Origin of the sequence: Streptomyces sp. NPDC050264, from assembly GCF_040655895.1 — a bacterium.
Classification (GTDB): domain Bacteria; phylum Actinomycetota; class Actinomycetes; order Streptomycetales; family Streptomycetaceae; genus Streptomyces.
Map to the genome: position 1 here is coordinate 56277 of NZ_JBFAKV010000008.1, position 23466 is coordinate 79742.

Genomic DNA, 23466 nt, shown 5'->3' on the forward strand with positions numbered 1-23466 from the left:
AGCTGACCCTCTCCGGACACTCCGGCGGACCCCGCAGGGGGAGGGTCGGTACGGCTCAGGGGTCCCCGCCTCCCGCAGGAGGCCCTCGCGTATCTGAATGACTCAGATGTTCCGGAAAGGGACCACCCAGCCATGCCCAAGACGGCATACGTGCGCACCAAGCCGCACCTGAACATCGGCACCATGGGCCATGTCGACCACGGCAAGACCACCCTGACCGCCGCCATCACCAAGGTCCTCGCCGCCCGTGGCGCGAGCACCTTCGTACCGTTCGACCGGATCGACAAGGCGCCCGAGGAGGCGCAGCGCGGCATCACCATCAACATCGCGCACGTCGAGTACGAGACCGACACCCGGCACTACGCGCACGTGGACATGCCGGGTCACGCCGACTACATCAAGAACATGGTCACGGGCGCGGCCCAGCTCGACGGGGCGATCCTCGTCGTGTCCGCGCTCGACGGGATCATGCCGCAGACCGCCGAACACGTGCTGCTCGCCCGGCAGGTGGGCGTCGACCACATCGTCGTCGCCGTCAACAAGGCGGACGTCGGCGACGAGGAGCTCACCGACCTCGTCGAGCTGGAGGTCCGCGAGCTGCTGTCCGCGCACGGGTACGGCGGCGACTCCGTGCCCGTCGTCCGGGTCTCCGGGCTCAAGGCCCTGGAGGGCGACCCGCGCTGGGAAGCGTCGATCGAGGCGCTGCTCGACGCGGTGGACACCTACGTCCCGATGCCGGAGCGGTACGTGGACGCGCCGTTCCTGATGCCGGTCGAGAACGTCATGACCATCAGCGGGCGCGGCACCGTCGTCACCGGCGCCGTGGAGCGCGGGCGGATCCGCGTCGGCGACCGGGTGCGGGTGTACGGGGCCGAGACCCTCAAGGAAGGGGAGACCGTCGTCACCGGCCTGGAGACCTTCGGCAAGCCGATGGACGAGGCGCAGGCCGGGGACAACGTGGCGCTGCTGCTGCGCGGGGTGCCGCGCGACGCGGTGCGGCGCGGGCACATCGTCGCGCAGCCCGGCAGCGTACGGCCCGCCCGGCGCTTCACCGCGCAGGTGTACGTCCTGTCGGCGGCGGAGGGCGGCCGCAGCACGCCCGTCGCCACCGGCTACCGGCCGCAGTTCTACCTGCGTACGGCGGATGTCGTCGGCGACGTCGACCTCGGCGAGGCGGCCGTCGCCCGGCCCGGCTCCACCGTCACCATGACGGTCGAGCTCGGCCGTGACGTGCCCCTGGAGGCCGGGCTCGGCTTCGCGATCCGCGAGGGCGGGCGGACCGTCGGCGCCGGCACGGTCGCCACCGTCGAGTGAGCCGGTGTGGCCGGGACTCCAGGGTCCCGGCCACACAGCCGCACGCCACCGGTCCCGAGGACCCCGGCACAATGGGCACGTGAACGCACCCGACCCCGAGCCGATACCCGTCTCCCGCTCCGTCGACCACGGCACCGCCAAGCTGCTGCCCGACGTGGACCGGCGACGGGCCTGGCTGCTCACCGTGGACGGGGCCCCGCAGTCCTACGTCGACCTCGACGAACCGACCCACCTGGAGTTCGAGTACGCCCGCCGGCTCGGGCACGTGCTCGACTGCGCGGCGCCGGACGGGCTGCCGCTCGACGTGCTGCACCTGGGGGGCGGCGCCCTCACGCTGCCCCGGTACGTCGCCGCGACGCGGCCCGGGTCCCGGCAGCACGTCGTCGACGCCGACCGGGCGCTGCTGGCTCTGGTCGCCGAGCACCTTCCGCTGCCGCCCGGCTCGGATGTCGCCGTGCACGGCGGCGACGCCCGGGAGTGGCTGGTGACGGCGCCGGACGGTTCTGCGGACGTCCTCGTGGCCGATGTCTTCGGCGGCTCACGGGTGCCGGCGCACCTGACGACCGACGCGTACGCGCGCGAGGCGAACCGGGTACTGCGGCCGGGCGGCTGCTACGCGGCGAACCTCGCCGACGGGGCGCCGTTCACGTTCCTCCGCTCCCAACTGGCCACCTTCCGCGACGTGTTCGCGCATCTCGCCCTGATCGCGGAGCCCGCGGTGCTGCGCGGCCGACGGTTCGGCAACGCCGTGCTCGTCGCCTCGCAGAGCGAACTCGACGTGCCGGAACTGGCACGCCGCACCGCCCGCGACGCGTTCCCGGCGCGGGTCGAGCACGGAGACGGGCTGCGCCGTTTCGTCGGCGACGCGAAGGCGGTCGCGGACGCGGACGCGGACGCGGTGCCCTCTCCGGAACCGCCGGGCGGCACCTTCAGCGTGGGATGACGTCGGTCTCCTGCACGACGGGCAGGGCGGACGCCGCGACCGGGACCGAGGGGCGGCGGCGCAGATTGCGTACGTCCGGCACGAACAGGACCGCCGTGGTGGCCACGACGACGAGGGCCGCGCAGCCCCACAGCGACGGCGTCCGGCCGAACGCCGACTCGGCGGGACCGGCGAGCGCCGTGGCCAGCGGCACCATCGCCACCGAGCCGAACCAGTCGTAGGCCGAGACGCGGGAGAGCTTCTCCTCCGGGATCTCCTGATGCAGGGCGGTGATCCAGGAGACTCCGAAGATCTCGATCGTGACGCCGCTGACGAACATCACGGCGATCAGGACCCCCAGCGGCACCGGGACCGCGAGCGCGGCCGACGGCAGGGCCAGCGAGAACACCGACAGCGTCGCGGCGAACAGCAGCCGCCGCGGTTTCCAGCGCATCATCAGCACGCCGCCCAGAATCGTGCCGACGCCGAACGCGCCGAGCGCGATGCCCCAGGGACCGGCCCCGCCCAGCTCGTCGCGCGCCACCAGCGGCCCGAACACCGACTCGGCGGCGCCCACCACCGCGACGACCACCGAGAACTGGGCCACGATCGTCCACAGCCAGGGCCGCCCGATGAACTCCCGCCAGCCGTCCCGCATGTCGGAGAGCAGTCCGCTGCCCGGCACCCGGGGTGCGATATGGCTCACGTCGAGGAACATGCGCAGCGCGCCGGCCACCGCGAACGCCGCCGCGTCGACCGCGAGCACCCAGCCGGGCCCGATCGCCGCGACCATCGCACCGCCGAGCGCGGCCCCGCCCACCGCGGCGCCGGACATGCCCATCCGGAACATCGCGAACGCGCGGCTCGCCTGCTCACCGGAGACCGAAGCCATCAGCATGCCCTCGGCCGCCGGATTGAAGAACGCCTGGCCCGTGCCGCCGAGCGCGCTCAGCGCCATCATCTGCCACAGCTTCGGCTCGCCCTGGAGGACGAGCAGCGCGAAGGCGCCCTGCGAAAGGAAGTTGAGGGCGTTGGCCGCGACCATCACATGGTGACGCGGCAGCCGGTCCGCCACCGCCCCGCCGACCAGCAGGAAGACGACCAGGAAGAGGGTGCGCGCCGCGGCCACCAGCCCCACGTCGCCGCCGTCGCCGCCCGCGTCGAGCACGGCGAACGCGGACGCGATGAGCGCGCCGTGCGCCCCGAGCGTCGTGATGAACGCGGCGACGGCGAGCAGCGAGTAGTTGCGTCCGGCCCAGGCGGGGCGGCGGCGCCCGGACGGGGCCGGTGGGGAGGCGGCGGCTGAGGTCACTGAGGGACTATCGCCGCCGCACGCCCATTTGCCAAACCGTGTGGACGCAGACCGGCGGGGCGACCCGAGCGGTCGGGACGCGAGCGGTCAGGACGCCGTCGGGTCCTTGTAGTAGCGGACCGAGTTGAGGATCTTGTCGATCGTCGCGTCGTCCAGCTCGTCCTTGACGCCCTTCGCGCCCCACAGGTCCCAGGACACGTAGTCCCCGGCCTCGTTCTGGAAGGCGAAGACGACCGCCTTGCCGTCGCTGGCGCACTTGCCCTTCTGCGGGGTGTCCACCGACGTCGCCTTGATCAGGCTGCCCGAGACGCCCTGGGCGTTGGTGAAGTCCTTGGGCTTGCCCGGCTTCACCGACTTCATGTCCGGCTCGGTGTACCCACCGTAGATCCACCAGGGCGCGCGGTTCTCGGCGGCCTGCGCCGCGGTCTTGGCGCCGTTCTCACCGCGGGTGCCGACGTCGGCGAGCGAGGTGTCCTCCTGGCGCCCGTCCTTGTCGGAGTCGTCGGAGCACCACTTGGACTTGTACGTGGCAGGAGCGGACACGGTGGTCGTGCCGTGTTCCTTCTTGCCCTTCTTGTCCTTGTAGTCGTACTCGAGCCCGATGATCTGGTCCGCGCCGCCCGGGCTGACCTCCCAGCCGGGCGGGACGTCGAACACCGTCTTGTGCTTGGTGTTCACCACCGGCTGCCAGCCGGCGACGACCGGCTTGACGGCGCTGTCGCCGCCACGCGGATTGTCGTCCGTCGACGCGGAGGGGCTCGACTCCTGGCTCGCGGACTGCGAGGCGCCGGGACTCTTCTTGTCCCCGCCCTTCGCGTCGTCGTCCTTGTCCCCGCCGAGCACCAGGAGTCCGGTCACCCCGGCCGCGACGACGACGGCGACCGCCGCGACGATGGCGACGATCTTCGTGCGGTTGTCTCCGCCGCCCTTGTTCGGTGGCTGCGGCTGGCCGAGCGGCGTCGTCGGCGCGTTCCAGGCCGGCTGCTGCTGGTACGGGTTCGGCTGCTGGTACCCCTGCTGCTGATAGGGGTTCGGCTGCTGGAACCCCGGCTGCTGGTACGGATTCTGCGTCGGCGGATTGCTGGGGTAGTTGGGGTTGTTCGGGTCCTGCGGGTTCTGCTCGCCCCCGGGCGGCTGCTGTCCTGGCCACATGGCCGTAAACGATAGAGGGTCGTGGGGCCCCCGGGATCCCCGCCGGGTACCGGACGTGCAACGGTTCCGCTCCGCACCCGCCTGCGCATATGCCCCCACAGCCACTCGGTGCGCGCTCGGGACGCGAGGATGGCCAAGGTTGCTACCCATGGGTAACATGCGGGCCATGAGCGCAGACCAGATGTCGATCGGCGAGATGCTCGCCGCCACGGTGCCGATGGCCCGCACCCTGAACCTCGCCTTCCTCGAGACCACCCCGGAGAAGGCGGTCGTCGCACTGCCTGACCAGGCGGACTACCACAACCACGTCGGCGGCCCGCACGCCGGCGCGATGTTCACGCTCGGCGAGTCCGCGAGCGGCGCCATCGTGCTGGCCGCCTTCGGGGACCAGCTCTCGCGGGCGGTGCCGCTGGCCGTCAGCGCCGAGATCGCGTACAAGAAGCTGGCCATGGGCCGGGTCACCGCCACCGCGACGCTCGGCCGCCCGGCCGCCGATGTGGTCGCGGAGCTGGACGCGGGCGAACGCCCGGAGTTCCCGGTGACCATCGCGATCCAGCGGGAGGACGGCGCGGTGACCGGCGAGATGACGGTCGTCTGGACCCTGCGACCCAACAGCTGACCCGGCCGGAGGGTTTTCAGGGGCGGCTTCCGCTCAGCACCGCGTCGAGGTCGGCCGGCTCCCGGTAGTGCACGGCGGTCATGCCGAGCGCGACGGCGGCCTCGACGTTCTCCAGCCGGTCGTCCACGAACAGGCACCGGTGAGCGGGGACGCCCGCACGCGCGGCCGCGATCTCGTAGATCTCCCGGCCGGGCTTGGCCACCCCGACCCGGGCGCTGCTGACGACGTGATGGGCGAGATCCGCGAGGCCCATCGCCGCGAGGTCGCGTTCCAGCTCCAGGGTCGCGTTGGTCACCAGGACCAGGGGCAGGCGCGCCCGCGCCCGGCGCAGCAGCGCGACCACCTCGGCGTCGGCGCGGAACGGGGCGCCGGCGAGCGCCGTGCCCAGCTCCCCGGCCTGCTTCCGTGAGACCCGGCCGGTGAGCGCCGCCGCGACGGAGTCCACCCACTCCGCCGTGGTGATCTTCCCGAGGAGCAGCGGCAGGTCCACCTCGGGGGCGTAGGCCACCTGTGCGGTGGTGCCTTCGGGGAGGCCTGCCGCGCGTTCCAGCTCGGCCAGGGGCGCCATGTCGTAGAAGCGGATCACGTTGTCGAGGTCGCACAGCACCGCGCCGAAGGGGCCGCTGGGCATGTCGGAGGCCGTCACCGCCGATGAGTAGCACGGCTCTCGGCCCGTGCGGAAGGCCCGCATATCCCTCTCCGCTTTTCTGCGGATGCGGCAACTCCGATGAGCGCCCATGCTGGAGACAACGGCTCGAACCGAGGAGGCCGACCATGTCCGTGATGGACAAGCTCAAGCAGATGTTCAAGGGCCACGAGGATCAGGCCGGCAAGGGCATCGACAAGGCCGGGGACTACGTCGACGGCAGGACCCAGAACAAATACAGCGGTCAGGTCGACACCGCCCAGCAGAAAATGAAGGACCAGCTCGGCGGCGACCGCGGGCAGGAGCCCCCGGCCCAGAAGTGACCGGCCCGCCCCGCGGGCACTGAGCCACACGTGACGAAAGCCCCGCCGCACCCGCGGCGGGGCTTTCGGCGTGCCCGCTTCCGTGGTCGGAATCACACGCTCCACGGCACTTCACCGGGACAACCGCTGCACCTTGTGGGGCTCAGCGGCGTCATAAGGAGCAGGTAGGCTGCCGGGCGTGCGCGGCCAGAGGGGGAGCGCACGCCTGGCACAGGGATTTTCGGGTACGGGAGGCGACGGCGTTGCACGTCCAGGAATGGCTCGACACGATTCCGGCGGTCGCCATCTACGCCTTGGTGGCGGGGGTCATCGGCCTCGAAAGCCTGGGCATTCCGCTGCCCGGCGAGATCGTGCTCGTCTCGGCGGCGCTGCTGTCCTCGCAGCACGGTGACGTCAACCCGGTCGTCCTCGGGATCTGCGCCACGGCGGGCGCCGTCATCGGCGACTCCATCGGGTACGCGATCGGGCGCAAGGGCGGGCGGCCGCTCCTCGCCAAGCTGGGGCGCAAGTTCCCCAAACACTTCGGGCCCGCACATATCGCCACGGCGGAGCGGTCCTTCGAGAAGTGGGGCATGTGGGCCGTCTTCATCGGCCGCTTCATCGCGCTGCTGCGGATCTTCGCCGGTCCGCTCGCGGGCGTGCTGCACATGCCGTACTGGAAGTTCCTCACCGCGAACCTGCTCGGCGGCGTGGTGTGGGCCGGCGGCACGACCGCCGTCATCTACTACCTCGGGATCGTCGCAGAGGACTGGCTGAAGCGGTTCTCGTACGTGGGTCTCGGCCTGGCCGTGCTGTTCGGGCTCGCGTCGATGCTGTTCATGAAGCGGCGCGCGGCGAAGGTGGCCGCCGCCGAGCCGGAGTCCGTGGCGGCCGGGGACTGAGCCCCGGCCAGGCCCGGCCTACTCGTGGACCGCGCTGTGCGCCTTCGCCAGTTCCACGTACAGCGTGCCGTTGAGGGTGATGCCCTCGCGCTCCTCCTGGGTCAGTTCGCGCTTGACCTTGGCGGGGACGCCCGCCACCAGGGAGCCCGGCGGGACCTGCATGCCCTGGGGGACCAGTGCCTGGGCCGCGACGAGCGAACCGGCGCCGATCACGGCGCCGTTGAGGACGGTCGCGCCCATACCGATCAGGCAGTCGTCCTCGACGGTGCAGCCGTGCAGCACCGCGTTGTGGCCGACCGAGACGCGCTCGCCGACCGACACCGGGAAGCCGGGGTCGACGTGCACCGTGCAGTTGTCCTGGATGTTGCTGTCGGCGCCGAGCTCGATCGGGCCGCAGTCCGCGCGCAGCACCGCCCCGTACCAGACGCTCGCGCCCGCGTGCAGCGTCACCTCACCGATCACCACGGACGTGGGAGCCGTGAAGGCCGCCGCGTCCACCTGGGGGTCCTTGCCGCCGATACCGGTGACGAGTGCCTCGTGGCCAGTGCTTCCCATCGGGTGCCGCTCCCTACGTTGCGTGCGTGCATCGCGCCTGAGCGAACCGTACCCGTGGGGTGAAGATCACAGGGCGTCGAGGTGGGGGCGGACGGTACGGGTGAGTAACGTGGCGCCGTGCCGATGAAGTGGAACGTGTTCTCGTCAGGTGGGCCGTCCGCCAAGGGCAGGCTCGCCCATCGCGTCGTGCAGGCGGGCTGGCGCTGGGTGCAGCGCGCGGGCGCGGTGACCGCCGAGCAGCCGGGCGGCCACCGGTTCGGTGCGATCGGGCACGGCACGAAGCTCTCGTTCCCGCAGGGGACGGTGTTCGGGGAGCCCTGGATCCGGCTCGGCGCGCACTGCATCATCGGCGAACAGGTCACGCTGACCGCCGGCATGATGCCGGACCTGGACCTGGGCCCCGAGCCCATCCTGACCATCGGCGACGGGGTCGTCATCGGGCGTGGCAGCCATGTCATCGCCGACACGACCGTGACCGTCGGGCGCGACGTGTACATGGGGCCGTACGTCTACATCACGTCCACGAACCACTCGTACGACGATCCGCACCAGCCCATCGGCAAGCAGTGGCCCCGGATGGAACCCGTCGAGATCGGACCGGGCTGCTGGATCGGCACCGGCGCCGTCATCCTCCCCGGCGCCAGGATCGGGCGGAACGTCGTCGTCGCGGCCGGGGCCGTGGTGCGCGGCGAGGTGCCGGACCACGCGGTGGTGGCCGGAGCGCCGGCCCGGATCGTGCGGACCTGGGACGCGGAGGCGGGCTGGCAGCCACCCCTGCGCACCCCCGCACCGCAGCCGATCCCTTCCGGGGTGACGCCGGAGCAGTTGGTGGCACTGGGCGAACTGGAGGAGACCCAGGGCCTGTGACCTGTGGCTGTGACCTGTGGCTGTGACCTGGGGCAGGAGCTATGTGCGTAGCGCCTCGGCTCCCGTCGCGAGCACGGCGGCGGCCACCGCCGCGAGGGCGGGGGAGTCCAGCTTCCACTGCTGCCAGTACAGGGGGATGTCGACCGGACGCCCGGGTGCGAGAGGGACGAGCCGCCCCACGCGCAACAGGGGGTCCGCCTGCACTTCGGGGACCATGCCCCAGCCGAGGCCCGACGCGACGGACTCGACGAACCCCTCCGACGTGGGGACGGCGTGCCGGACGGTGCTCGCCGTGGCCGAACCGCCGGGCTCGCCCGCCGCGCCCGCGCGCACGTCGCGTACGAAGGCGTCCTGAAGGTCGTCGCCGCGGTCGAAGGTCATCACGGGCGCGTCGCCGAGCACCTCGTGCAGCGGCCCGTCGAGATGGAGCGCGACGAAGTCCGGGTGCGCCACGGCGATGTACCGCATCCGGCCGAGGGCGCGCACCGAACACCCCGCCACCGGATCCGGCGAGGAGGTCACCGCGGCCATCACGCGGCCGTCCCGGAGCAGCTCGGCCGTGCGGGACTGGTCCTCGCGGCGCAGCTCGAAACAGATCCGGGGACGCTGCGGCACCTGCGCGAGGGCCGTCAGGAACCAGGTCGCCAGGGAGTCCGCGTTGACCGCGACCGACACCCGGGCGGGACCGTCCTCCGGGCTCATGCCCAGCTCGGCGTGAGCGTCCCGTTCGAGGCGGGCCAGCTGCCGGGCGAACCGGACGACGACCTGCCCCGATTCGGTCGGCCGTACCGGTTTCGTGCGCACCAGAAGGACGCGCCCCGTGCGCTGTTCCAGGGCCTTGACCCGCTGGCTGACCGCTGACGGTGTCACGTGCAGCGCGGCGGCGGCGGCGTCGAACGTGCCCTCGTCGACCACCGCCAGAAGAGTCCGCACCTGATCGAGGGGAAGCTCCGGAATCATCACAAGCGCTAATGTTACGTAAAAATCTTTAGCTGTACACGCGGTGATCGCTTACTTAGCGTTGCCGCCATGACCGCTTCACTCACCGCCGCGGCCGCGGGCTTCGGCACGGGCCTCTCGCTCATCGTCGCCATCGGCGCCCAGAACGCGTTCGTGCTCCGCCAGGGAGTGCGCCGCCACGCGGTCCTCGCCGTGGTCGGCATCTGCGCCCTGTCCGACGCCGTGCTCATCGCGCTGGGTGTCGGTGGCGTAGGCGCGGTGGTGGTCGCGTGGCCGCAGGCGCTCACCGCGGTCGGCTGGATCGGCGGCTTGTTCCTGCTGACCTATGGGGTCCTCGCCGTCCGCCGGGTCGTCAAACCGGCCGGGGCGCTGCAGGCCGGGGGAGAGGCGACGGGGTCGCTCCGGCGGGCGGTCCTGACCTGCCTGGCGATGACCTGGCTCAACCCGCACGTCTACCTGGACACCGTGTTCCTGCTCGGTTCGGTCGCCGCCGACCGGGGTCCGATGCGCTGGACGTTCGGGCTGGGCGCGGTGCTGGCGAGCCTGTGCTGGTTCGCGTCCCTCGGGTTCGGCGCCCGGCTGCTGGGCCGATTCCTGGCGAGGCCGGCCGCCTGGCGGGCCCTGGACGGTCTGGTCGCCGCCACGATGATCGCGATGGGGATCATGCTGATCGCCGGAGCCTGAGTCGGCGCGTCCGAAGGTCTCTTGAGGCGTCCGGGGCTTTCCGCGCTTGGCAGAGGCTGCGTTCCGAGGGCCCTTGCGGTGCTGCGATAGTGAACCCTGGATCCGATAGATGTAACGAGCAACCAGGAAGCCCGTGGACACCAGCGAGAGCAATACCGGCACTGATCCGCAGAGCACGGCCGCACCGGACGAGGCGCGAACGCCGCGGCGCGGCTGGCGCCGCTGGGCCATGGACACCCGCCCGCTGCGCATCCCGGCCTACCGCCGCCTGTGGTCGTCGACCATCGTCACGGCGGTGGGCAGCCAGCTGACCGCGGTCGCCGTGCCCAAGCAGATCTACGACATCACCGGCTCCTCGGCGTGGGTCGGAGCCGCGAGCATGGCGGGTCTGCTGCCGCTGGTCGTCTTCGCGCTGTGGGGCGGGGCGGTCGCCGACAGCATGGACCGCCGCAAGCTCCTCCTGATCACCAACTGCGGTATCGCCGTGACCTCGGTGCTGTTCTGGGTGCAGGCCGCCGCCGGGTTCGACTCGGTGGCCGCGCTGATGATCCTGCTCGCGGTGCAGCAGGCGTTCTGGGGCCTCAACGCCCCGGCGCGCAACGCCTCCATCGCAAGGCTCGTCCCCGAGAGCGAACTGGCGGCCGCCAACGCGCTCGGCTCGACGGTCATGCAGACCGGCCAGGTGGTCGGCCCGCTCCTGGCCGGAGTCCTCATCCCGGTCATCGGCCTGCCCGAGCTGTACCTCATCGACGCACTGGCGCTGTGCGTCACGGTGTGGGCGGTCTACCGGCTGCCCTCGCTGCCGCCCCTGGGCTCCGCGACGAAGCGGCGGGCGGGCGTGCGCGAGATAGCGGCCGGGTTCCGCTACATCTCGGCGCACAAGGTGCTGCTGCTCTCGTTCCTGGCCGACATCATCGCCATGGTCTTCGGGATGCCACGGGCTCTGTTCCCGCAGCTCGCCACCGAGACCTACGGCCCGTACGGCGAAGGACTCGCGCTCGGTCTGCTGTTCGCCGCGATCCCCATCGGGGCGGTGGTGGGCGGGCTGTTCTCCGGCACGTTCTCCCGGGCTCGCCGGCACGGCTGGATGGTGATCGGCGCGGTGATCGCCTGGGGGGCCGCCATCGCGGGGTTCGGGCTGAGCGGCAGCCTGTGGCCGGCGGTCGTGTTCCTGGCGGTGGCGGGGATCGCGGACATGGTCTCGATGGTCTTCCGCGGCGCGATCCTGCTGTCCGCGGCCACGGACGAGATGCGCGGCCGGATGCAGGGTGTCTTCACGGTCGTGGTGGCGGGCGGCCCCCGCCTGGCCGACGTCCTGCACGGCACCGCGGGCTCGGTGTTCGGCCCGCGCGCCGCGGTGGTGGGCGGCGGCGTCCTGGTGGTGGTGGCCATGGCAGCACTGGCGCTGGCAATCCCGTCACTGCGCCGCTACCGCATCTGACGCACCCCTCCAGCCGGACCACCACGGGCAGCCCCCGCCCCCACCGAAGGCCCGCACGCGAGAGGCGGCCCTCAGTCATGGCCAGCCACACGGCAGACCGGGAGACCAGCCACGAAGGGGGCGGACGAACCTTCTCGGGCCGACCTGGCAGTACAGTTTGCTGAACGTTTTGGTGCACCACACCGTAGTTCAGTACTTTGCGCTCTGTCATCCAAAATATTGGACGGAATGTGTCGGACCTCGACCTCCTGACCCAGTCGCTCGCCCGTAACGTCAAACACTGGCGCTCCGAGCGCGGCTTCACCCTGGACGTGCTCGCCACCCGGGCCGGCGTCAGCCGCGGCATGCTCATCCAGATCGAGCAGGCCCGCACCAACCCGAGCATCGGCACGGTCGTGAAGATCGGCGACGCGCTCGGCATCAGCATCACCACGCTGCTCGACTACGAACAGGGCCCCAAGGTGCGGATCGTGCCCGCCGAGCAGGCGGTGCGACTGTGGTCCACCGAGGCGGGCAGCTACCACCGGCTGCTGGCGGGGACCGAGGCGCCGGGTCCGCTGGAGATGTGGGACTGGCTGCTGCAGCCGGGCGACGGCAGCCCGTCCGACCCGCACCCGCAGGGCACCGTCGAGCTGCTCCACATCACCGAGGGCGAGCTGACCCTGGTCGTGGACGGTGTCTCCCACGTGGTGCCCGAGGGCGCGAGCGTCACCTTCGAGGCCGATGTGCCCCACGAGTACCGCAACGACGGTGACGTACCGGCCCGGTTGGTCATGGCGGTGTCGGTGCCGTTCGAACGCTGAGACGCCCGGAACCCGTGCGTGCGGCGGCTGTTAGCGTGCCGCCATGCGCGCACCCCTCGGCACCTTCGACGACGTCCGTCCGGCCCCGGAGGCCCTCGATCTCCTCACCCGGCCCGTCGCCGACGCCGTGCGCCACTGGCGCGGCGCGGTGCCCGCGCGGGATCTGGTCTACGTGGATACGGACCCCGAGTGGGCCGACACGGCAACGTTCCTGGAGCACTACGGGCCCGAGCTGCTCGCCCAGTCGGCGAACTGTGTCGTGGTCGCGGGCAAGCGCGGCGGTGAGTCCACGCTCGCCGCGTGCGTCGTGCTCTCCGCCACCAAGGTCGACGTGAATGGTGCCGTGCGCCGCCAACTGGGCGCACGCAAGGCCTCGTTCGCCTCGATGGACACCGCCATCAGAGAGACGGGCATGGAGTACGGCGGCATCACCCCGATCGGCCTCCCGGCCGACTGGCCGGTCCTGGTGGACGCGGCCGTCGCCGACCTTCCGTACGTCCTGATCGGCAGCGGCGCCCGCCGCGGCAAGCTGATCGTCCCCGGCAAGGCACTCGCGGAGCTGCCGGGAGCGGTGGTTCTCGACGGGCTCGGGGTCGGCGTCTAGGGCCAATGCCGTTGCGTTACGGGCGATCTTGCCCTTCGTCGCCCCAGGCTCATGAACCGCCGTGACACGGTGGACTCCTGCGGTTCTTGAGAATGTCACCAGGATGCGCGCCGCGCCTGCGCTCGGGGGTGCACGCACCAAGATCGCGGCTAACGCAACGGCATTGCGTCTAGGGACTGTCCTCAAACTTCCCTCTGCCCGGCGACGCCCGGCCCGCACTCTCGCCGCACCGGGCACAAAGCCGAGTACGCCCAGTACGAGGCCTTGCCCCCGGCACTCCCCAGCCTTCGGCCGGGGGGGATCCCAGAGCACGCACCGAACGACGCCGGGACACTCTCCGGGCGACGAGGGGAGTTCGAAGACAGGCCCCAGGTACCGTCAGATCCCCGGCGCCCGCCCCGTGCTCTCCCGCACCACCAATCGCGTGGGCACCAGCGTCGTCCCCCGTTCCGCCTCGCTCTCCCGTACCTGGCGCAGCGCGCTCTGTACGCAGCGGCGGCCGACCTCGGCGAAGTCCTGGTGGACCGTGGTTAGTGGGGGCAGGAAGGAGCCCGAGTCGGGGATGTCGTCGAAGCCGATGACCGAGACGTCCTCGGGTACGCGGCGGCCGCGCTCGTCCAGGGCGCGCAGCAGGCCGAGTGCCATCTGGTCGTTGGCCGCGAACACCGCGGTGCAGGAGGGGTGTTCGGCCATGCGCAGGCCCGCCCGGTAGCCGGACTCCGCCGACCAGTCGCCGCGGACGAGTGGGGGCGGCACCCGGCCGGCCTCCTCAAGTGCCGTGCGCCAGGCGTCCGTTCGGCGCTGGGCCGCGTACGACTCGGACGGCCCCGCGAGGTGCCAGACCGTGTCGTGGCCGAGGTCGAGGAGGTGGCGTACGGCGTCGCGGGTGCCGCCCGCCTGGTCCGTGTCCACGACCGCGTACCGGTCCCCGGCGTCCGAGTCCGCGACGACGACCTTCACGTGCGGCGGCAGGGACAGCCGCGCGGAGTCGAGGAGATGGACCTCCATGATGACGATGACCGCGTCGACCGCCAGCTCGCCCAGGCGTGAGAAGGCGCCGCGGACCTCGTCCTGCGTGGGGACCGCGACGGGGAGCAGCGTCACCGCGTAGCCCTCGTGCGCGGCCGATGTCGCGATGGCCTCAAGGGTGCGCATGTTGCCCGTCGTGGACAGCGTGAACGTGATGACGCCGATGGTGCGGAAGTCGCCGCGCTTGAGTGCCCGCGCAGCGCTGTTGGGGCGGTAGCCGAGTTCCTTCATCGCGGCGCGGACCCGCTGCCGGGTCTCCTCGTTCACGCCGGGGAAGCCGTTCGAGACGCGGGACACCGTCTGCGAGGAGACCCCCGCCACCCGGGCGACGTCCGCCATCGACGCGTTCTGTGTACGACGACGACGCCGGCCCTCGGCCCCGCCGTGCGCCGGGGCGCTGTCCGTTGCTCCCACCGTCTCCCTCACCAGCCGTGTTGTCCGTGCTCCGCGATGTTCCCGGCGACTCTTGACCGCCGTCATCGGGGCAGTGTAGACATGCCGCCACCGAATGTTTACGTAAACATAACAGCCGTCGGTCGCTTGCGCGCCGCGATGTTTACGCAAACATCCGCTGCGCCACCCGCGAGGGACGTATGAGCGAGGGACCCGAGATGACGACGCTTCAACCGCCGGCCGCGGCCGGTCGCCGCCCGGCCGGGCCGCCGGCGCGACCCGCGCGCCGCTCCTGGACGGGCTGGGGGTTCATCGGCCCCTTCGTGCTCGTCTTCGCCCTGGTCTTCCTGGCGCCCCTGGCGTACTCGATCCATCTGAGCCTGTTCCGCACGCAACTCATCGGCGGCACCACCTTCGTGGGCCTCGACAACTACCAACAGGCTTTGCAGGACGCCCAGTTCTGGGACGGTGTCGCCCGCGTCGGCCTGTTCCTGCTCGTCCAGGTGCCGATCATGCTGGGCATCGCGCTCCTGGTCGCCCTCGCGATCGACAGCGGCCGGCTGTACGGCAAGGACTTCTTCCGGATATCCGTCTTCCTGCCCTACGCGGTGCCCGCCGTCGTCGCCACCCTCATGTGGGGCTTCATGTACGGCCCGCGCTTCGGCCTGGTCGGTGACATCAACGACGCGTTCGGCGTGAGCCTGCCCGACCCGCTCTCCTCCGGCCTGATCCTCGCCTCCATCGGCAACATCGTGACCTGGGAGTTCGTCGGCTACAACATGCTGATCTTCTACTCCGCCCTGCGCGTCATCCCGCACTCGCTCTACGAGGCCGCGGAGATCGACGGCGCGGGCCAGTGGCGGGTCATCTCGGCGATCAAGCTCCCGGCGATCCGCGGCGCCCTCGTCATCGCGACGATCTTCTCGATCATCGGCAGCTTCCAGCTCTTCAACGAGCCCGCGATCCTCCAGAAGCTCGCGCCGAACGCGATCACCACCGACTACACCCCGAACTACTACACGTACTCGCTGTCCTTCTCCGGCCAGCAGCACAACTACTCGGCGACGGTCGCCATCGTCATGGGCGTCATCACCATGATCGTCGCCTACGTCGTCCAGCTGCGCGGCATGCGCAAGGGAGCGTGAGCGCCATGACCGGACCGAGCGGCACCACCACCGCCTCCCGTCCGACGGCCCCCCTCAAGCCCGCCGCCCCGCGGCTGCGTACGCTGCGCCGGCACAGACCCGGCCGCCCCAGGCGCAGCGTCCTGCTGACCGTGCTCACCGCGATCGTCCTGCTCTACAGCCTCGTACCGCTGCTGTGGCTGCTGATCAGCGCCACCAAGACGCAGGCGGGCCTCGCCGGATCGTTCGGCCTGTGGTTCGACGGGGACTTCGCCCTGTGGGACAACATCGGAGAGACCTTCACCTATCAGGACGGCGTCTTCGGCCGCTGGCTCCTCAACACCCTGCTGTACGTGGTGGTGGGCGCGGGCGGCGCCACGTTCCTGGCCGTCCTCGGCGGATACGCGCTCGCCAAGTTCCGGTTCCCCGGCAAGCGGGCCGTGTTCGCGGTCGTCATCGGCGCGGTCGCGGTACCCACCACGGCGCTCGCGGTCCCGACCTTCCTGATGTTCAGCAAGATCGGGCTGACCGACACCCCGTGGGCCGTGATCATCCCGTCGCTGATCTCCCCGTTCGGCCTGTATCTGATGTGGGTGTTCGCCACCGAGGCCATCCCCACCGAGCTGATGGAGGCCGCCCGCATCGACGGCGCGAGCGAGCTGCGCACCTTCTTCCAAGTGGCCCTGCCGCTGCTCGCGCCGGGCACGGTCACCGTGCTCCTCTTCACCACGGTCACGACCTGGAACAACTACTTCCTGCCGCTGATCATGCTGAAGGACCCCGACTGGTACCCGCTGACCCTCGGCCTCGACGCCTGGAACAAGCAGGCCCAGACGGCAGGCGGCGAGGCCGTCTTCAATCTGGTCGTCACCGGCTCGCTGCTCACCATCGTGCCGCTGATCGCCGCCTTCCTGCTGCTCCAGAAGTACTGGCAGTCCGGGCTCTCCGCCGGAAGCGTCAAGGAGTAGGCGCAGCACCGCAGTTCACCTCGCACGGCTGTATCGAAACCCCTTCCCGGAAAACCACGACGAAGTGGAAGCCTCAGCATGCCCAAGCACACCCGCCGCCTCCTGCGCGGCATAGGTCTCGTCGCCGCCCTCGCCCTCGGAGCGACCGCCTGCGGCGGCTCCGACGACGACAACTCCGCCCAGAGGAAGGTGGGTTCGGCCGACATACAGGCCGCGCTGAAGAAGGGCGGCACGGTCACGGTCTGGGCGTGGGAGCCCACCTTGAAGCAGGTCGCCGCCGACTTCGAGAAGAAGTACCCGAAGGTCGACATCAAGCTGGTCAACGCGGGCACCAACAACGACCAGTACAAGGCCCTGTCGAACGCGATCTCGGCGAAGAAGGGCGTCCCGGACGTCGCGCAGATCGAGTACTACGCGCTCGGCCAGTACGCCCTGACGAAGCAGATCGACGACCTCAAGCCCTACGGCGCCGAGAAGCTCGCGGACTCGTACTCGCCCGGCCCGTGGAACTCGGTGAAGTCCGGCGACGGCGTCTACGGCCTGCCCATGGACTCGGGCCCGATGGCGCTCTTCTACAACAAGAAGGTCTTCGACAAGTACAAGATCGCCGTCCCGACGACCTGGGACGAGTACGTCGAGGCCGGCCGCACGCTGCACAAGGCGGACCCGAAGGCGTACATCACCAGCGATGTCGGCGACGCGGGCATGACCACCAGCCTGCTGTGGCAGGCCGGTTCGCACCCGTACAAGGTCGACGGCACCAAGGTCGGCATCGACTTCACCGACGCGGGCGCGAAGAAGTACACCGACACCTGGCAGCAGCTGATCGACGAGAAGCTCGTCTCGCCCGTCGTCGGCTGGAGCGACGACTGGTACAAGGGCCTCGGCGACGGCACCATCGCCACCCTGCCCATCGGCGCCTGGATGCCCGCCAACTTCGCCTCCGGCGTGAAGAACGCGTCCGGCGACTGGCGCGTGGCGCCGCTGCCGCAGTGGACGAAGGGCGCCAACGCCAGCTCCGAGAACGGCGGCAGCTCCCTCGCCCTGCCCGGCCTCGGCAAGAACAAGGAACTCGCGTACGCATTCGTCGAGTACGCCAACTCCGGCGCGGGCGTGCAGACCCGCATCAAGAACGGCGCGTTCCCGGCGACCACGAAGGACCTGAACTCCTCGGAGTTCCAGGACACCGCGTTCCCGTACTTCGGCGGCCAGAAGGCCAACAAGATCTTCGCCGAGTCCGCGAAGAACGTCCCCGCCGACTGGAAGTACCTGCCGTACCAGGTGTACGCCAACTCGATCTTCAACGACACCGTCGGCAAGGCCTACATCTCCGGCACGAAGCTGACCGCCGGCCTGAAGTCGTGGCAGGACGCGTCCGTGAAGTACGGCACCGAACAGGGCTTCACCGTCGAGAAGTAGCCCGGCGCGCACGATCGACCCCGTATGACTGGAAGGACCTTGATGACCACCCCCCTCACCTCCCGTTTCCCGTACGCGAAGGGCCCCGACGGCACCCGGAGGATCGGGTACGGCGCCGACTACAACCCCGAGCAGTGGCCGCGGGAGGTGTGGGAGGAGGACGTCCGGCTGATGCGCGAGGCCGGCGTGAACGTCGTCTCCCTGGCGATCTTCTCCTGGGCGAGACTCCAACCCACCGCCGACACCTGGGACTTCACCTGGCTCGACGAGGTGATGGAGCTGCTGCACGCGGGCGGCATCGGCGTCGACCTGGCCACCGCCACCGCGTCCCCGCCGCCGTGGCTCACCACCGCGCACCCCGAGATCTTGCCGGTGACCGCCACGGGTGAGACGCTCTGGCCGGGCGCGCGGCAGCACTGGCGGCCCACGTCGCCCGTGTTCCGCGCGCACGCGCTGCGCCTCGTGCGCGAGATCGCGACCCGGTACGCGGACCACCCGGCCCTCATCGCCTGGCACGTCAACAACGAGCTGGGCTGCCACAACGTCTACGACTACTCCGACGACGCGGCCCGCGCCTTCCGCGACTGGCTGCGGCACCGCTACACCACTCTCGACGCCCTCAACCACGCCTGGGGCACAGCGTTTTGGTCGCAGCGCTACAGCGACTGGGAGCAGCTCCTGCCGCCGCGCCTCGCGGCCTCGCACCCCAACCCGACGCAGCAGCTCGACTTCAAGCGGTTCTCCTCGGACGCCCTGAAGGAGCATCTGCTCGCCGAGCGCGCGGTGCTGCGCGAGCTGACCCCGGACGTTCCCGTCACCACCAACTTCATGGTGATGGGCGGCACGAAGGGCATGGACTACGCCGACTGGGCCACCGAGGTCGACTTCGTCGCCAACGACCACTACGTCATCCCGGGACCGCAGGACCGCGACGAGTTGTCCTTCGCCGCCAACCTCACCAGCGGCATCGCAGGCCACCGCCCGTGGTTCCTCATGGAGCACTCGACCAGCGCCGTGAACTGGCAGCCGGTCAACCTGGCCAAAAGCGCGGGGGAGTTGGCGCGGGACTCGCTGCTGCATGTGGCGCACGGAGCCGACGCCGTCTGCTTCTTCCAGTGGCGGCAGTCCGCGGCGGGCGCGGAGAAGTACCACTCGGCGATGGTGCCGCACGCCGGAGCCGACAGCGAACTCTTCCGTGCGGTCACCGAGTTGGGCGGCACGCTCGAAGCGCTCGCGCCGATCGCCGGGTCCGTGCGCGAACCCGCCCGCGTCGCCGTCCTGTTCGACTGGGACTCGTGGTGGACCAGTGAGCACGACTCCCACCCCACCGCGGGCCTCGACTACCACCGCGAGGCCCTCGACTGGTACTCGGCGCTGTTGCGCCTCGGTGTCCGCGCCGACGTCGTGCCCGCCCACCGCGCCGACCTCTCCTCGTACGACGTCGTCATCGCACCCGTCCTGCACGTGGTGCCGCAGACGCTCGGCAAGGAGCTCACCCGGTACGTCGAAGGCGGCGGCCACCTCGTGACCACGTACTTCTCCGGTGTCGTCGACGAGAACGACCACATCTGGCTCGGCGGCTACCCCGGCGCGCTGCGGGAGCTGCTCGGTATCCGCATCGAGGAGTTCGGGCCGCTGCTCGACGGCGACAGCGTCGACCTCGACAACGGGACCGCCGGCACGCTGTGGACCGACCGGATCGACGTGACCGGCCCCGACGTCGAGGTCCTCGCCCGCTACCGGACCGGCATCTACGCCGCGCGTCCCGCGGTCACCCGCCGCGGCACGGGCAGCGGTTCGGCCGCGTACGTCTCCACGCGTCTGGGCGTCGACGGCCTCGCCGCCCTGCTGCCCGACCTGCTCGCGCCGGCCGGAGTGACTGCTGAACTCCCGCGACAGGCACGCGGGTTGGTGGAGTCGGCCGTGCGCCGCGACGCGGAGCACCGCTATCTCTTCCTGGTCAACCGGAGCGAGGAGTCGGTGTCGCTGCCCGACGTCACCGGCGAGGTGCTCGTCGGCCCGGCCTCGGGCGACGGGCTCGTCCTGCCGCCCCGCGAGGTCGCCGTCCTGCGGCAGCCCGCCCTCTGAACCGCACCACCACAGCAGTACCAACTGTCCGGCCACACCCTTGCGTTGGGAGAGCACGTTGGCACGCCGTACCCGCACAAGACGCCTCCTCGGCCTCGTCGGCACCGCGGCCCTGGTCTCCGGGGCCGCCCTGGCCACCGCGCCGCCGGTGACCGCCGCGACCCCGGCCGTCACGGTCACGCCCGATCCCTCGTACCAGCAGCAGCGGTTCGAGGGCTGGGGCACGAGCCTCGTCTGGTTCGCGAACGTCACCGGCGGCTATCCGAAGGAGATCCGCGAGAAGCTCGCCGACCTGCTCTTCGGCGACGACGGACTGGCCCTGAACATCGCCCGCTACAACATCGGCGGTGGCAACGCCCCCGACGTGCCGGACTACCTGCGGGCCGGCGGCGCCGTCGAGGGCTGGTGGAAGGCGCCCGCGGGCACCACCCGTACCGACACCGACTGGTGGAACGCGGACGGCGCGGCGGACTGGAACCCGGACGCCGACGCCACCCAGCGCTGGTGGGTGAACCGCATCAAGAAGGACATCGACCACTGGGAGACGTTCAGCAACTCCCCGCCGTACTTCATGACGGAGAGCGGCTACGTCTCCGGCAACTTCGACGCGGGCAAGGACCAGCTCAAGACCGAGTCGGTCGACGACTTCGCCGCGTACGTCGCCGGTGTCACCAAGCGCCTGGAGAAGGCGGAGGGCATCAAGGTCGACACCGTCGACCCGTTCAACGAGCCCAACACCAGTTACTGGGGTACGCAGTTGGGCGCCGACGGCGAACCGGCCGGCGGTCGTCAGGAAGGCGCCCACATAGGCCCCGAGCTCCAGCAGAAGGTCATCAAGGCGCTCGCGCCGGCCCTGAAGAAGGCGCGGACCGGCGCGGACATCGCCGCGATGGACGAGACCAACCCGGGCACCTTCGCGACGAACTGGAACAGCTACCCGGCCGACGTGCGGAGCCTCGTCGCGCAGATGAACGTCCACACGTACGGCACCGGCGGCCGCACCACGGTCCGCGATCTCGCCAAGGCGGCCGACAAGCCGCTGTGGATGAGCGAGGTCGAGGGCGACTGGGGCGACGGGCAGTCCTTCACCGACATGCGCCCCGGCCTCGGGCTCGCCCAGCAGATGGTCGACGACCTGCGTGAACTGGAGCCCACCGCCTGGGTGTTCTGGCAGCCCGTCGAGGACTACGACAACATGAAGCCCGGCGGCGAGTCCGCGAAGGGCGGCAACTGGGGCGAGATCCAGCTCCCCTTCAGCTGCACCTCCAAGGACACGCTCGAAAGCTGCCCGGTCCGCACGAACACGAAGTTCGACACGGCCCGCAACTTCACGCACTACATCCAGCCAGGTGACAGCCTGATCAGGACGGACGACACCAGCAGCGCCGCAGCCGTCTCGCGGAACGGCAAGGGCGCGACCGTCGTCCACGTCAACAGGACGACCGAGGCCCGTACGGTCACGCTCGACCTGTCGAAGTTCGCGAAGATCGGCCGGAAAGCCACCGTCACCCCGGTCGTGACCAGTGCCGACGGCAAGCTGGAGCGGCACAGCGCCGTCCAGGTCAGGGACAAGAAGGCCACCTTCACGGTGCCCGCGCAGTCCGTGACCTCGTTCGTGGTCGACGGGGTGTCCGGCACGGCCAAGGACGCGGCGACGCTGCGAAAGGGCCATGCGTACGAGCTGACGGGTGTGCAGAGCGGCAAGGACCTCACGGTCGCCGACGACGGCAGCCGGCTCGTCATCAGGACCGGCGCCTCCGACGCCGGGCAGCAGTGGCGGCTGAAGCAGATCAGCGGCAAGGGCGCGGACAACCGCAAGCAGTACGTGTTCGCGAGCGCGGCGAGCGGCAAGCGGATCGCCGTACGCGACGGTGTCCCCGTCGTCGAGGCGGACACCGGACGGCGGGACGCGGCCGCGCGGTGGATCGTGTCGACGACCGGCGACGGCACGTACACCCTCGTCAACGCCGGGACCGGCAAGCTCCTGGAAGTCGGCGGACAGGCCACGAACGACGGCGCCGCCGTCACCACGTATCAGCCCAACTCCGGTTCCAACCAGCGGTGGAGAGTCACGGACCTGACGACCTGAGCTCCTGCTCCGACCCCGCGCCCCATGGCCTTGTGCCGTGGGGCGCGGTCGTATGTCACACGGCGGGCGCGCGTTCCCCGGCGAAGGTGTCCGCCAGGCCGTCGATGAGCGCGGCCGCCCAGCAGGAGTGGTCGTGGCCGCCCGTGTAGACGTTCAGGGAGACGTCGAATCCGCGGGCCGTCATCAGCGCGTGCAGCCGGCGCAGGTCGTCGACCATCGTGCCCTCGTTGGAGCCGACGTCCACGCGGATACGGACATCTCCGACCTGCGCGGCGGAGGCCTGTTCGTACAGCCAGGTGTCGCTCCCGTCGGCGGCCGCCTGGGGACGCCCGGTCATCCCGGGGCGCCACCAGGTGGAGGCCGAGTGAGCGAGCACCGTGCCGAAGGCGGCCGGCCGGCGCAGGGCCGTCGCGAGGGCGGTGAGTCCCCCCAGGCTCTGTCCGCACAGCACGGTGCGCCGGGGCCCGGCCCAGCGGGGCAGCTCCCGGGTCACGGTCGGCAGGAGTTCACCGGCCAGCATGTCGATGAAGGGCGGGCTCGCGCCGAGCTGGCGCATGCGCGCGGCGGGGTCGGCCCCTGCCTCGACGCCGATGACGGCCATGGGCGGGATGCGGCCGTCGGCGACGGCCGCGGTGACGGCGCCGGCGATCCCGTACCGGTCGAACCACTGCTCGGCGTCGAACACGACGAGCAGCCCGAGTCCGGCCCCGGAGCCGGTGAAGTCGCCGTCGGGGACGAATCGCCGTACGCGGTAGGTGGTTCCGTCGGCGGCGGGGAAGTCGAACGCGTCGGTCCGGCCCGCGGGGGAGGCGGGCGCCAGCCACTCGGTGAGGGAGGGGGCGCCGTCGAGTTCGATCAGGGAGCCGAAGGGTCCGTCGGCCTGGCGGTTCAACGGGTCCATGCGGTCGTCCGGCAGACCGCGGGAGGAGCCGGCGCGGGGACCGTCCGGCGTCAGGTGCGGATCGTCCGGGCCGAACGGATGGATGCGGTAGCCGCAGCGCAGGCCCACGGGCAGCCGCAGGCTGACGTACCAGACATCGGTGCCGTCGAGGCGGCGCATCATGCCGCGGCGCGCCCGGTGCTTGTCGGTGATGCGGTTGGCCAGCAGATAGACGCCCTCGACCGGCCGGTCCTCGCGCCAGACCACGGTCACCAGGCGTTCTTCCGGGGCGTCTTGGAGCGGTTCGATCAACGGCGCACCTGTGTGGGCGAGTTCCCGCCAAAAGAGGTCGAGCGCTTCAGGCCCCCGCGCTTCTGCCTCTCTCAACAGCCG

22 protein-coding genes are annotated in these 23466 nt (G+C 70.9%); 15 read left to right on the plus strand and 7 right to left on the minus strand.

Annotated features, from left to right (window positions below):
• Nucleotides 1–132: 132 nt before the first annotated feature.
• Both tuf and AB0J02_RS16250 read left to right on the plus strand, forming a co-directional pair.
• Nucleotides 133–1314, plus strand: coding sequence for an elongation factor Tu (gene tuf, locus AB0J02_RS16245; protein WP_363194310.1), 1182 nt, complete (start codon nt 133–135; stop codon nt 1312–1314).
• Nucleotides 1315–1393: 79 nt separating this feature from the next.
• Nucleotides 1394–2257 (plus strand): fused MFS/spermidine synthase, encoded by an 864-nt coding sequence (locus AB0J02_RS16250; RefSeq protein ID WP_363194311.1) that lies wholly within the window; start codon nt 1394–1396, stop codon nt 2255–2257.
• Here AB0J02_RS16250 and AB0J02_RS16255 read toward each other — a convergent pair.
• Together AB0J02_RS16255 and AB0J02_RS16260 are read right to left on the minus strand one after the other, a co-directional pair.
• On the minus strand, nt 2244–3548 hold the full coding sequence (locus AB0J02_RS16255; RefSeq protein WP_363194312.1) for an MFS transporter: 1305 nt from the start codon (nt 3546–3548) through the stop codon (nt 2244–2246). The genes AB0J02_RS16250 and AB0J02_RS16255 overlap by 14 nt on opposite strands.
• 87 nt (nt 3549–3635) lie before the next feature.
• Complete coding sequence (locus AB0J02_RS16260) at nt 3636–4700, minus strand: hypothetical protein (RefSeq protein WP_363194313.1); 1065 nt, start codon at nt 4698–4700, stop codon at nt 3636–3638.
• Nucleotides 4701–4866: 166 nt separating this feature from the next.
• Between AB0J02_RS16260 and AB0J02_RS16265 the strand changes: the two genes are divergently transcribed.
• The gene (locus AB0J02_RS16265) at nt 4867–5319 is read left to right on the plus strand and encodes a DUF4442 domain-containing protein (protein ID WP_363194314.1); all 453 of its coding nucleotides are present in this window, start codon (nt 4867–4869) and stop codon (nt 5317–5319) included.
• Nucleotides 5320–5335: 16 nt separating this feature from the next.
• Here AB0J02_RS16265 and AB0J02_RS16270 read toward each other — a convergent pair whose 3' ends face one another.
• Nucleotides 5336–5950: an HAD-IA family hydrolase gene (locus AB0J02_RS16270; RefSeq protein ID WP_363194553.1), complete on the minus strand. Its 615-nt coding sequence runs from the start codon at nt 5948–5950 to the stop codon at nt 5336–5338.
• Between the two features lie 143 nt (nt 5951–6093).
• Between AB0J02_RS16270 and AB0J02_RS16275 the strand changes: the two genes are divergently transcribed.
• Both AB0J02_RS16275 and AB0J02_RS16280 read left to right on the plus strand, forming a co-directional pair.
• On the plus strand, nt 6094–6288 hold the full coding sequence (locus tag AB0J02_RS16275; RefSeq protein ID WP_363194315.1) for an antitoxin: 195 nt from the start codon (nt 6094–6096) through the stop codon (nt 6286–6288).
• Between the two features lie 242 nt (nt 6289–6530).
• Nucleotides 6531–7169 carry a DedA family protein gene (locus AB0J02_RS16280; RefSeq protein WP_363194316.1) on the plus strand — a complete coding sequence of 213 codons (639 nt, stop codon included), beginning with the start codon at nt 6531–6533 and terminating at the stop codon, nt 7167–7169.
• A gap of 18 nt (nt 7170–7187) precedes the next feature.
• On the opposite strand, the gene AB0J02_RS16285 is transcribed toward AB0J02_RS16280, so the two are convergent.
• Nucleotides 7188–7724, minus strand: coding sequence for a gamma carbonic anhydrase family protein (locus AB0J02_RS16285; protein WP_363194317.1), 537 nt, complete (start codon nt 7722–7724; stop codon nt 7188–7190).
• 123 nt (nt 7725–7847) lie between these two features.
• On the opposite strand from AB0J02_RS16285, the gene AB0J02_RS16290 reads away from it, so the two are divergent.
• Nucleotides 7848–8591, plus strand: a complete 744-nt coding sequence (locus AB0J02_RS16290) for an acyltransferase (RefSeq protein ID WP_363194554.1) — start codon at nt 7848–7850, stop codon at nt 8589–8591.
• A 39-nt stretch (nt 8592–8630) separates the two neighbouring features.
• Here AB0J02_RS16290 and AB0J02_RS16295 read toward each other — a convergent pair whose 3' ends face one another.
• Nucleotides 8631–9551, minus strand: coding sequence for a LysR family transcriptional regulator ArgP (locus AB0J02_RS16295; protein WP_363194555.1), 921 nt, complete (start codon nt 9549–9551; stop codon nt 8631–8633).
• A gap of 69 nt (nt 9552–9620) precedes the next feature.
• On the opposite strand from AB0J02_RS16295, the gene AB0J02_RS16300 reads away from it, so the two are divergent.
• The 4 genes from AB0J02_RS16300 (at nt 9621) to AB0J02_RS16315 (ending at nt 13083) form a co-directional block, all read left to right on the plus strand.
• Nucleotides 9621–10235 carry a LysE/ArgO family amino acid transporter gene (locus AB0J02_RS16300; RefSeq protein WP_363194318.1) on the plus strand — a complete coding sequence of 205 codons (615 nt, stop codon included), beginning with the start codon at nt 9621–9623 and terminating at the stop codon, nt 10233–10235.
• 133 nt (nt 10236–10368) lie between these two features.
• On the plus strand, nt 10369–11676 hold the full coding sequence (locus AB0J02_RS16305; RefSeq protein WP_363194319.1) for an MFS transporter: 1308 nt from the start codon (nt 10369–10371) through the stop codon (nt 11674–11676).
• Between the two features lie 230 nt (nt 11677–11906).
• On the plus strand, nt 11907–12479 hold the full coding sequence (locus tag AB0J02_RS16310; RefSeq protein WP_363194320.1) for an XRE family transcriptional regulator: 573 nt from the start codon (nt 11907–11909) through the stop codon (nt 12477–12479).
• A gap of 43 nt (nt 12480–12522) precedes the next feature.
• Complete coding sequence (locus AB0J02_RS16315) at nt 12523–13083, plus strand: YbaK/EbsC family protein (protein ID WP_363194321.1); 561 nt, start codon at nt 12523–12525, stop codon at nt 13081–13083.
• A 378-nt stretch (nt 13084–13461) separates the two neighbouring features.
• Here the strand turns inward: AB0J02_RS16315 and AB0J02_RS16320 are convergent, their stop codons facing one another.
• Nucleotides 13462–14451: a LacI family DNA-binding transcriptional regulator gene (locus AB0J02_RS16320; RefSeq protein WP_363194556.1), complete on the minus strand. Its 990-nt coding sequence runs from the start codon at nt 14449–14451 to the stop codon at nt 13462–13464.
• A gap of 272 nt (nt 14452–14723) precedes the next feature.
• On the opposite strand from AB0J02_RS16320, the gene AB0J02_RS16325 reads away from it, so the two are divergent.
• From AB0J02_RS16325 to AB0J02_RS16345, 5 genes are all read left to right on the plus strand, one after another.
• Complete coding sequence (locus tag AB0J02_RS16325; protein ID WP_363194322.1) at nt 14724–15650, plus strand: sugar ABC transporter permease; 927 nt, start codon at nt 14724–14726, stop codon at nt 15648–15650.
• Nucleotides 15651–15655: 5 nt separating this feature from the next.
• Nucleotides 15656–16597: a carbohydrate ABC transporter permease gene (locus AB0J02_RS16330; protein WP_363194323.1), complete on the plus strand. Its 942-nt coding sequence runs from the start codon at nt 15656–15658 to the stop codon at nt 16595–16597.
• Nucleotides 16598–16675: 78 nt separating this feature from the next.
• Nucleotides 16676–18016: a sugar ABC transporter substrate-binding protein gene (locus AB0J02_RS16335; RefSeq protein WP_363194324.1), complete on the plus strand. Its 1341-nt coding sequence runs from the start codon at nt 16676–16678 to the stop codon at nt 18014–18016.
• A gap of 42 nt (nt 18017–18058) precedes the next feature.
• Nucleotides 18059–20104 carry a beta-galactosidase gene (locus AB0J02_RS16340; RefSeq protein WP_363194325.1) on the plus strand — a complete coding sequence of 682 codons (2046 nt, stop codon included), beginning with the start codon at nt 18059–18061 and terminating at the stop codon, nt 20102–20104.
• A gap of 58 nt (nt 20105–20162) precedes the next feature.
• Entirely contained in the window at nt 20163–22193 is a 2031-nt protein-coding gene (locus AB0J02_RS16345; RefSeq protein ID WP_363194326.1) for an RICIN domain-containing protein, read from the plus strand.
• Between the two features lie 55 nt (nt 22194–22248).
• Here the strand turns inward: AB0J02_RS16345 and AB0J02_RS16350 are convergent, their stop codons facing one another.
• Nucleotides 22249–23385: an alpha/beta hydrolase-fold protein gene (locus tag AB0J02_RS16350; RefSeq protein ID WP_363194327.1), complete on the minus strand. Its 1137-nt coding sequence runs from the start codon at nt 23383–23385 to the stop codon at nt 22249–22251.
• Between the last annotated feature and the right edge of the window lie 81 nt (nt 23386–23466).

Bases quoted from the DNA above. Each gene is read 5' to 3' on its own strand.
- tuf (WP_363194310.1), top strand. From the start codon at position 133: ATGCCCAAGACGGCATACGTGCGCACCAAGCCGCACCTGAACATCGGC.
- AB0J02_RS16260 (WP_363194313.1), bottom strand. From the start codon at position 4,700: ATGTGGCCAGGACAGCAGCCGCCCGGGGGCGAGCAGAACCCGCAGGAC.
- AB0J02_RS16265 (WP_363194314.1), top strand. From the start codon at position 4,867: ATGAGCGCAGACCAGATGTCGATCGGCGAGATGCTCGCCGCCACGGTG.
- AB0J02_RS16270 (WP_363194553.1), bottom strand. From the start codon at position 5,950: ATGCCCAGCGGCCCCTTCGGCGCGGTGCTGTGCGACCTCGACAACGTG.
- AB0J02_RS16275 (WP_363194315.1), top strand. From the start codon at position 6,094: ATGTCCGTGATGGACAAGCTCAAGCAGATGTTCAAGGGCCACGAGGAT.
- AB0J02_RS16285 (WP_363194317.1), bottom strand. From the start codon at position 7,724: ATGGGAAGCACTGGCCACGAGGCACTCGTCACCGGTATCGGCGGCAAG.
- AB0J02_RS16290 (WP_363194554.1), top strand. From the start codon at position 7,848: ATGAAGTGGAACGTGTTCTCGTCAGGTGGGCCGTCCGCCAAGGGCAGG.
- AB0J02_RS16295 (WP_363194555.1), bottom strand. From the start codon at position 9,551: ATGATTCCGGAGCTTCCCCTCGATCAGGTGCGGACTCTTCTGGCGGTG.
- AB0J02_RS16300 (WP_363194318.1), top strand. From the start codon at position 9,621: ATGACCGCTTCACTCACCGCCGCGGCCGCGGGCTTCGGCACGGGCCTC.
- AB0J02_RS16315 (WP_363194321.1), top strand. From the start codon at position 12,523: ATGCGCGCACCCCTCGGCACCTTCGACGACGTCCGTCCGGCCCCGGAG.
- AB0J02_RS16320 (WP_363194556.1), bottom strand. From the start codon at position 14,451: ATGGCGGACGTCGCCCGGGTGGCGGGGGTCTCCTCGCAGACGGTGTCC.
- AB0J02_RS16325 (WP_363194322.1), top strand. From the start codon at position 14,724: ATGACGACGCTTCAACCGCCGGCCGCGGCCGGTCGCCGCCCGGCCGGG.
- AB0J02_RS16330 (WP_363194323.1), top strand. From the start codon at position 15,656: ATGACCGGACCGAGCGGCACCACCACCGCCTCCCGTCCGACGGCCCCC.
- AB0J02_RS16335 (WP_363194324.1), top strand. From the start codon at position 16,676: ATGCCCAAGCACACCCGCCGCCTCCTGCGCGGCATAGGTCTCGTCGCC.
- AB0J02_RS16340 (WP_363194325.1), top strand. From the start codon at position 18,059: ATGACCACCCCCCTCACCTCCCGTTTCCCGTACGCGAAGGGCCCCGAC.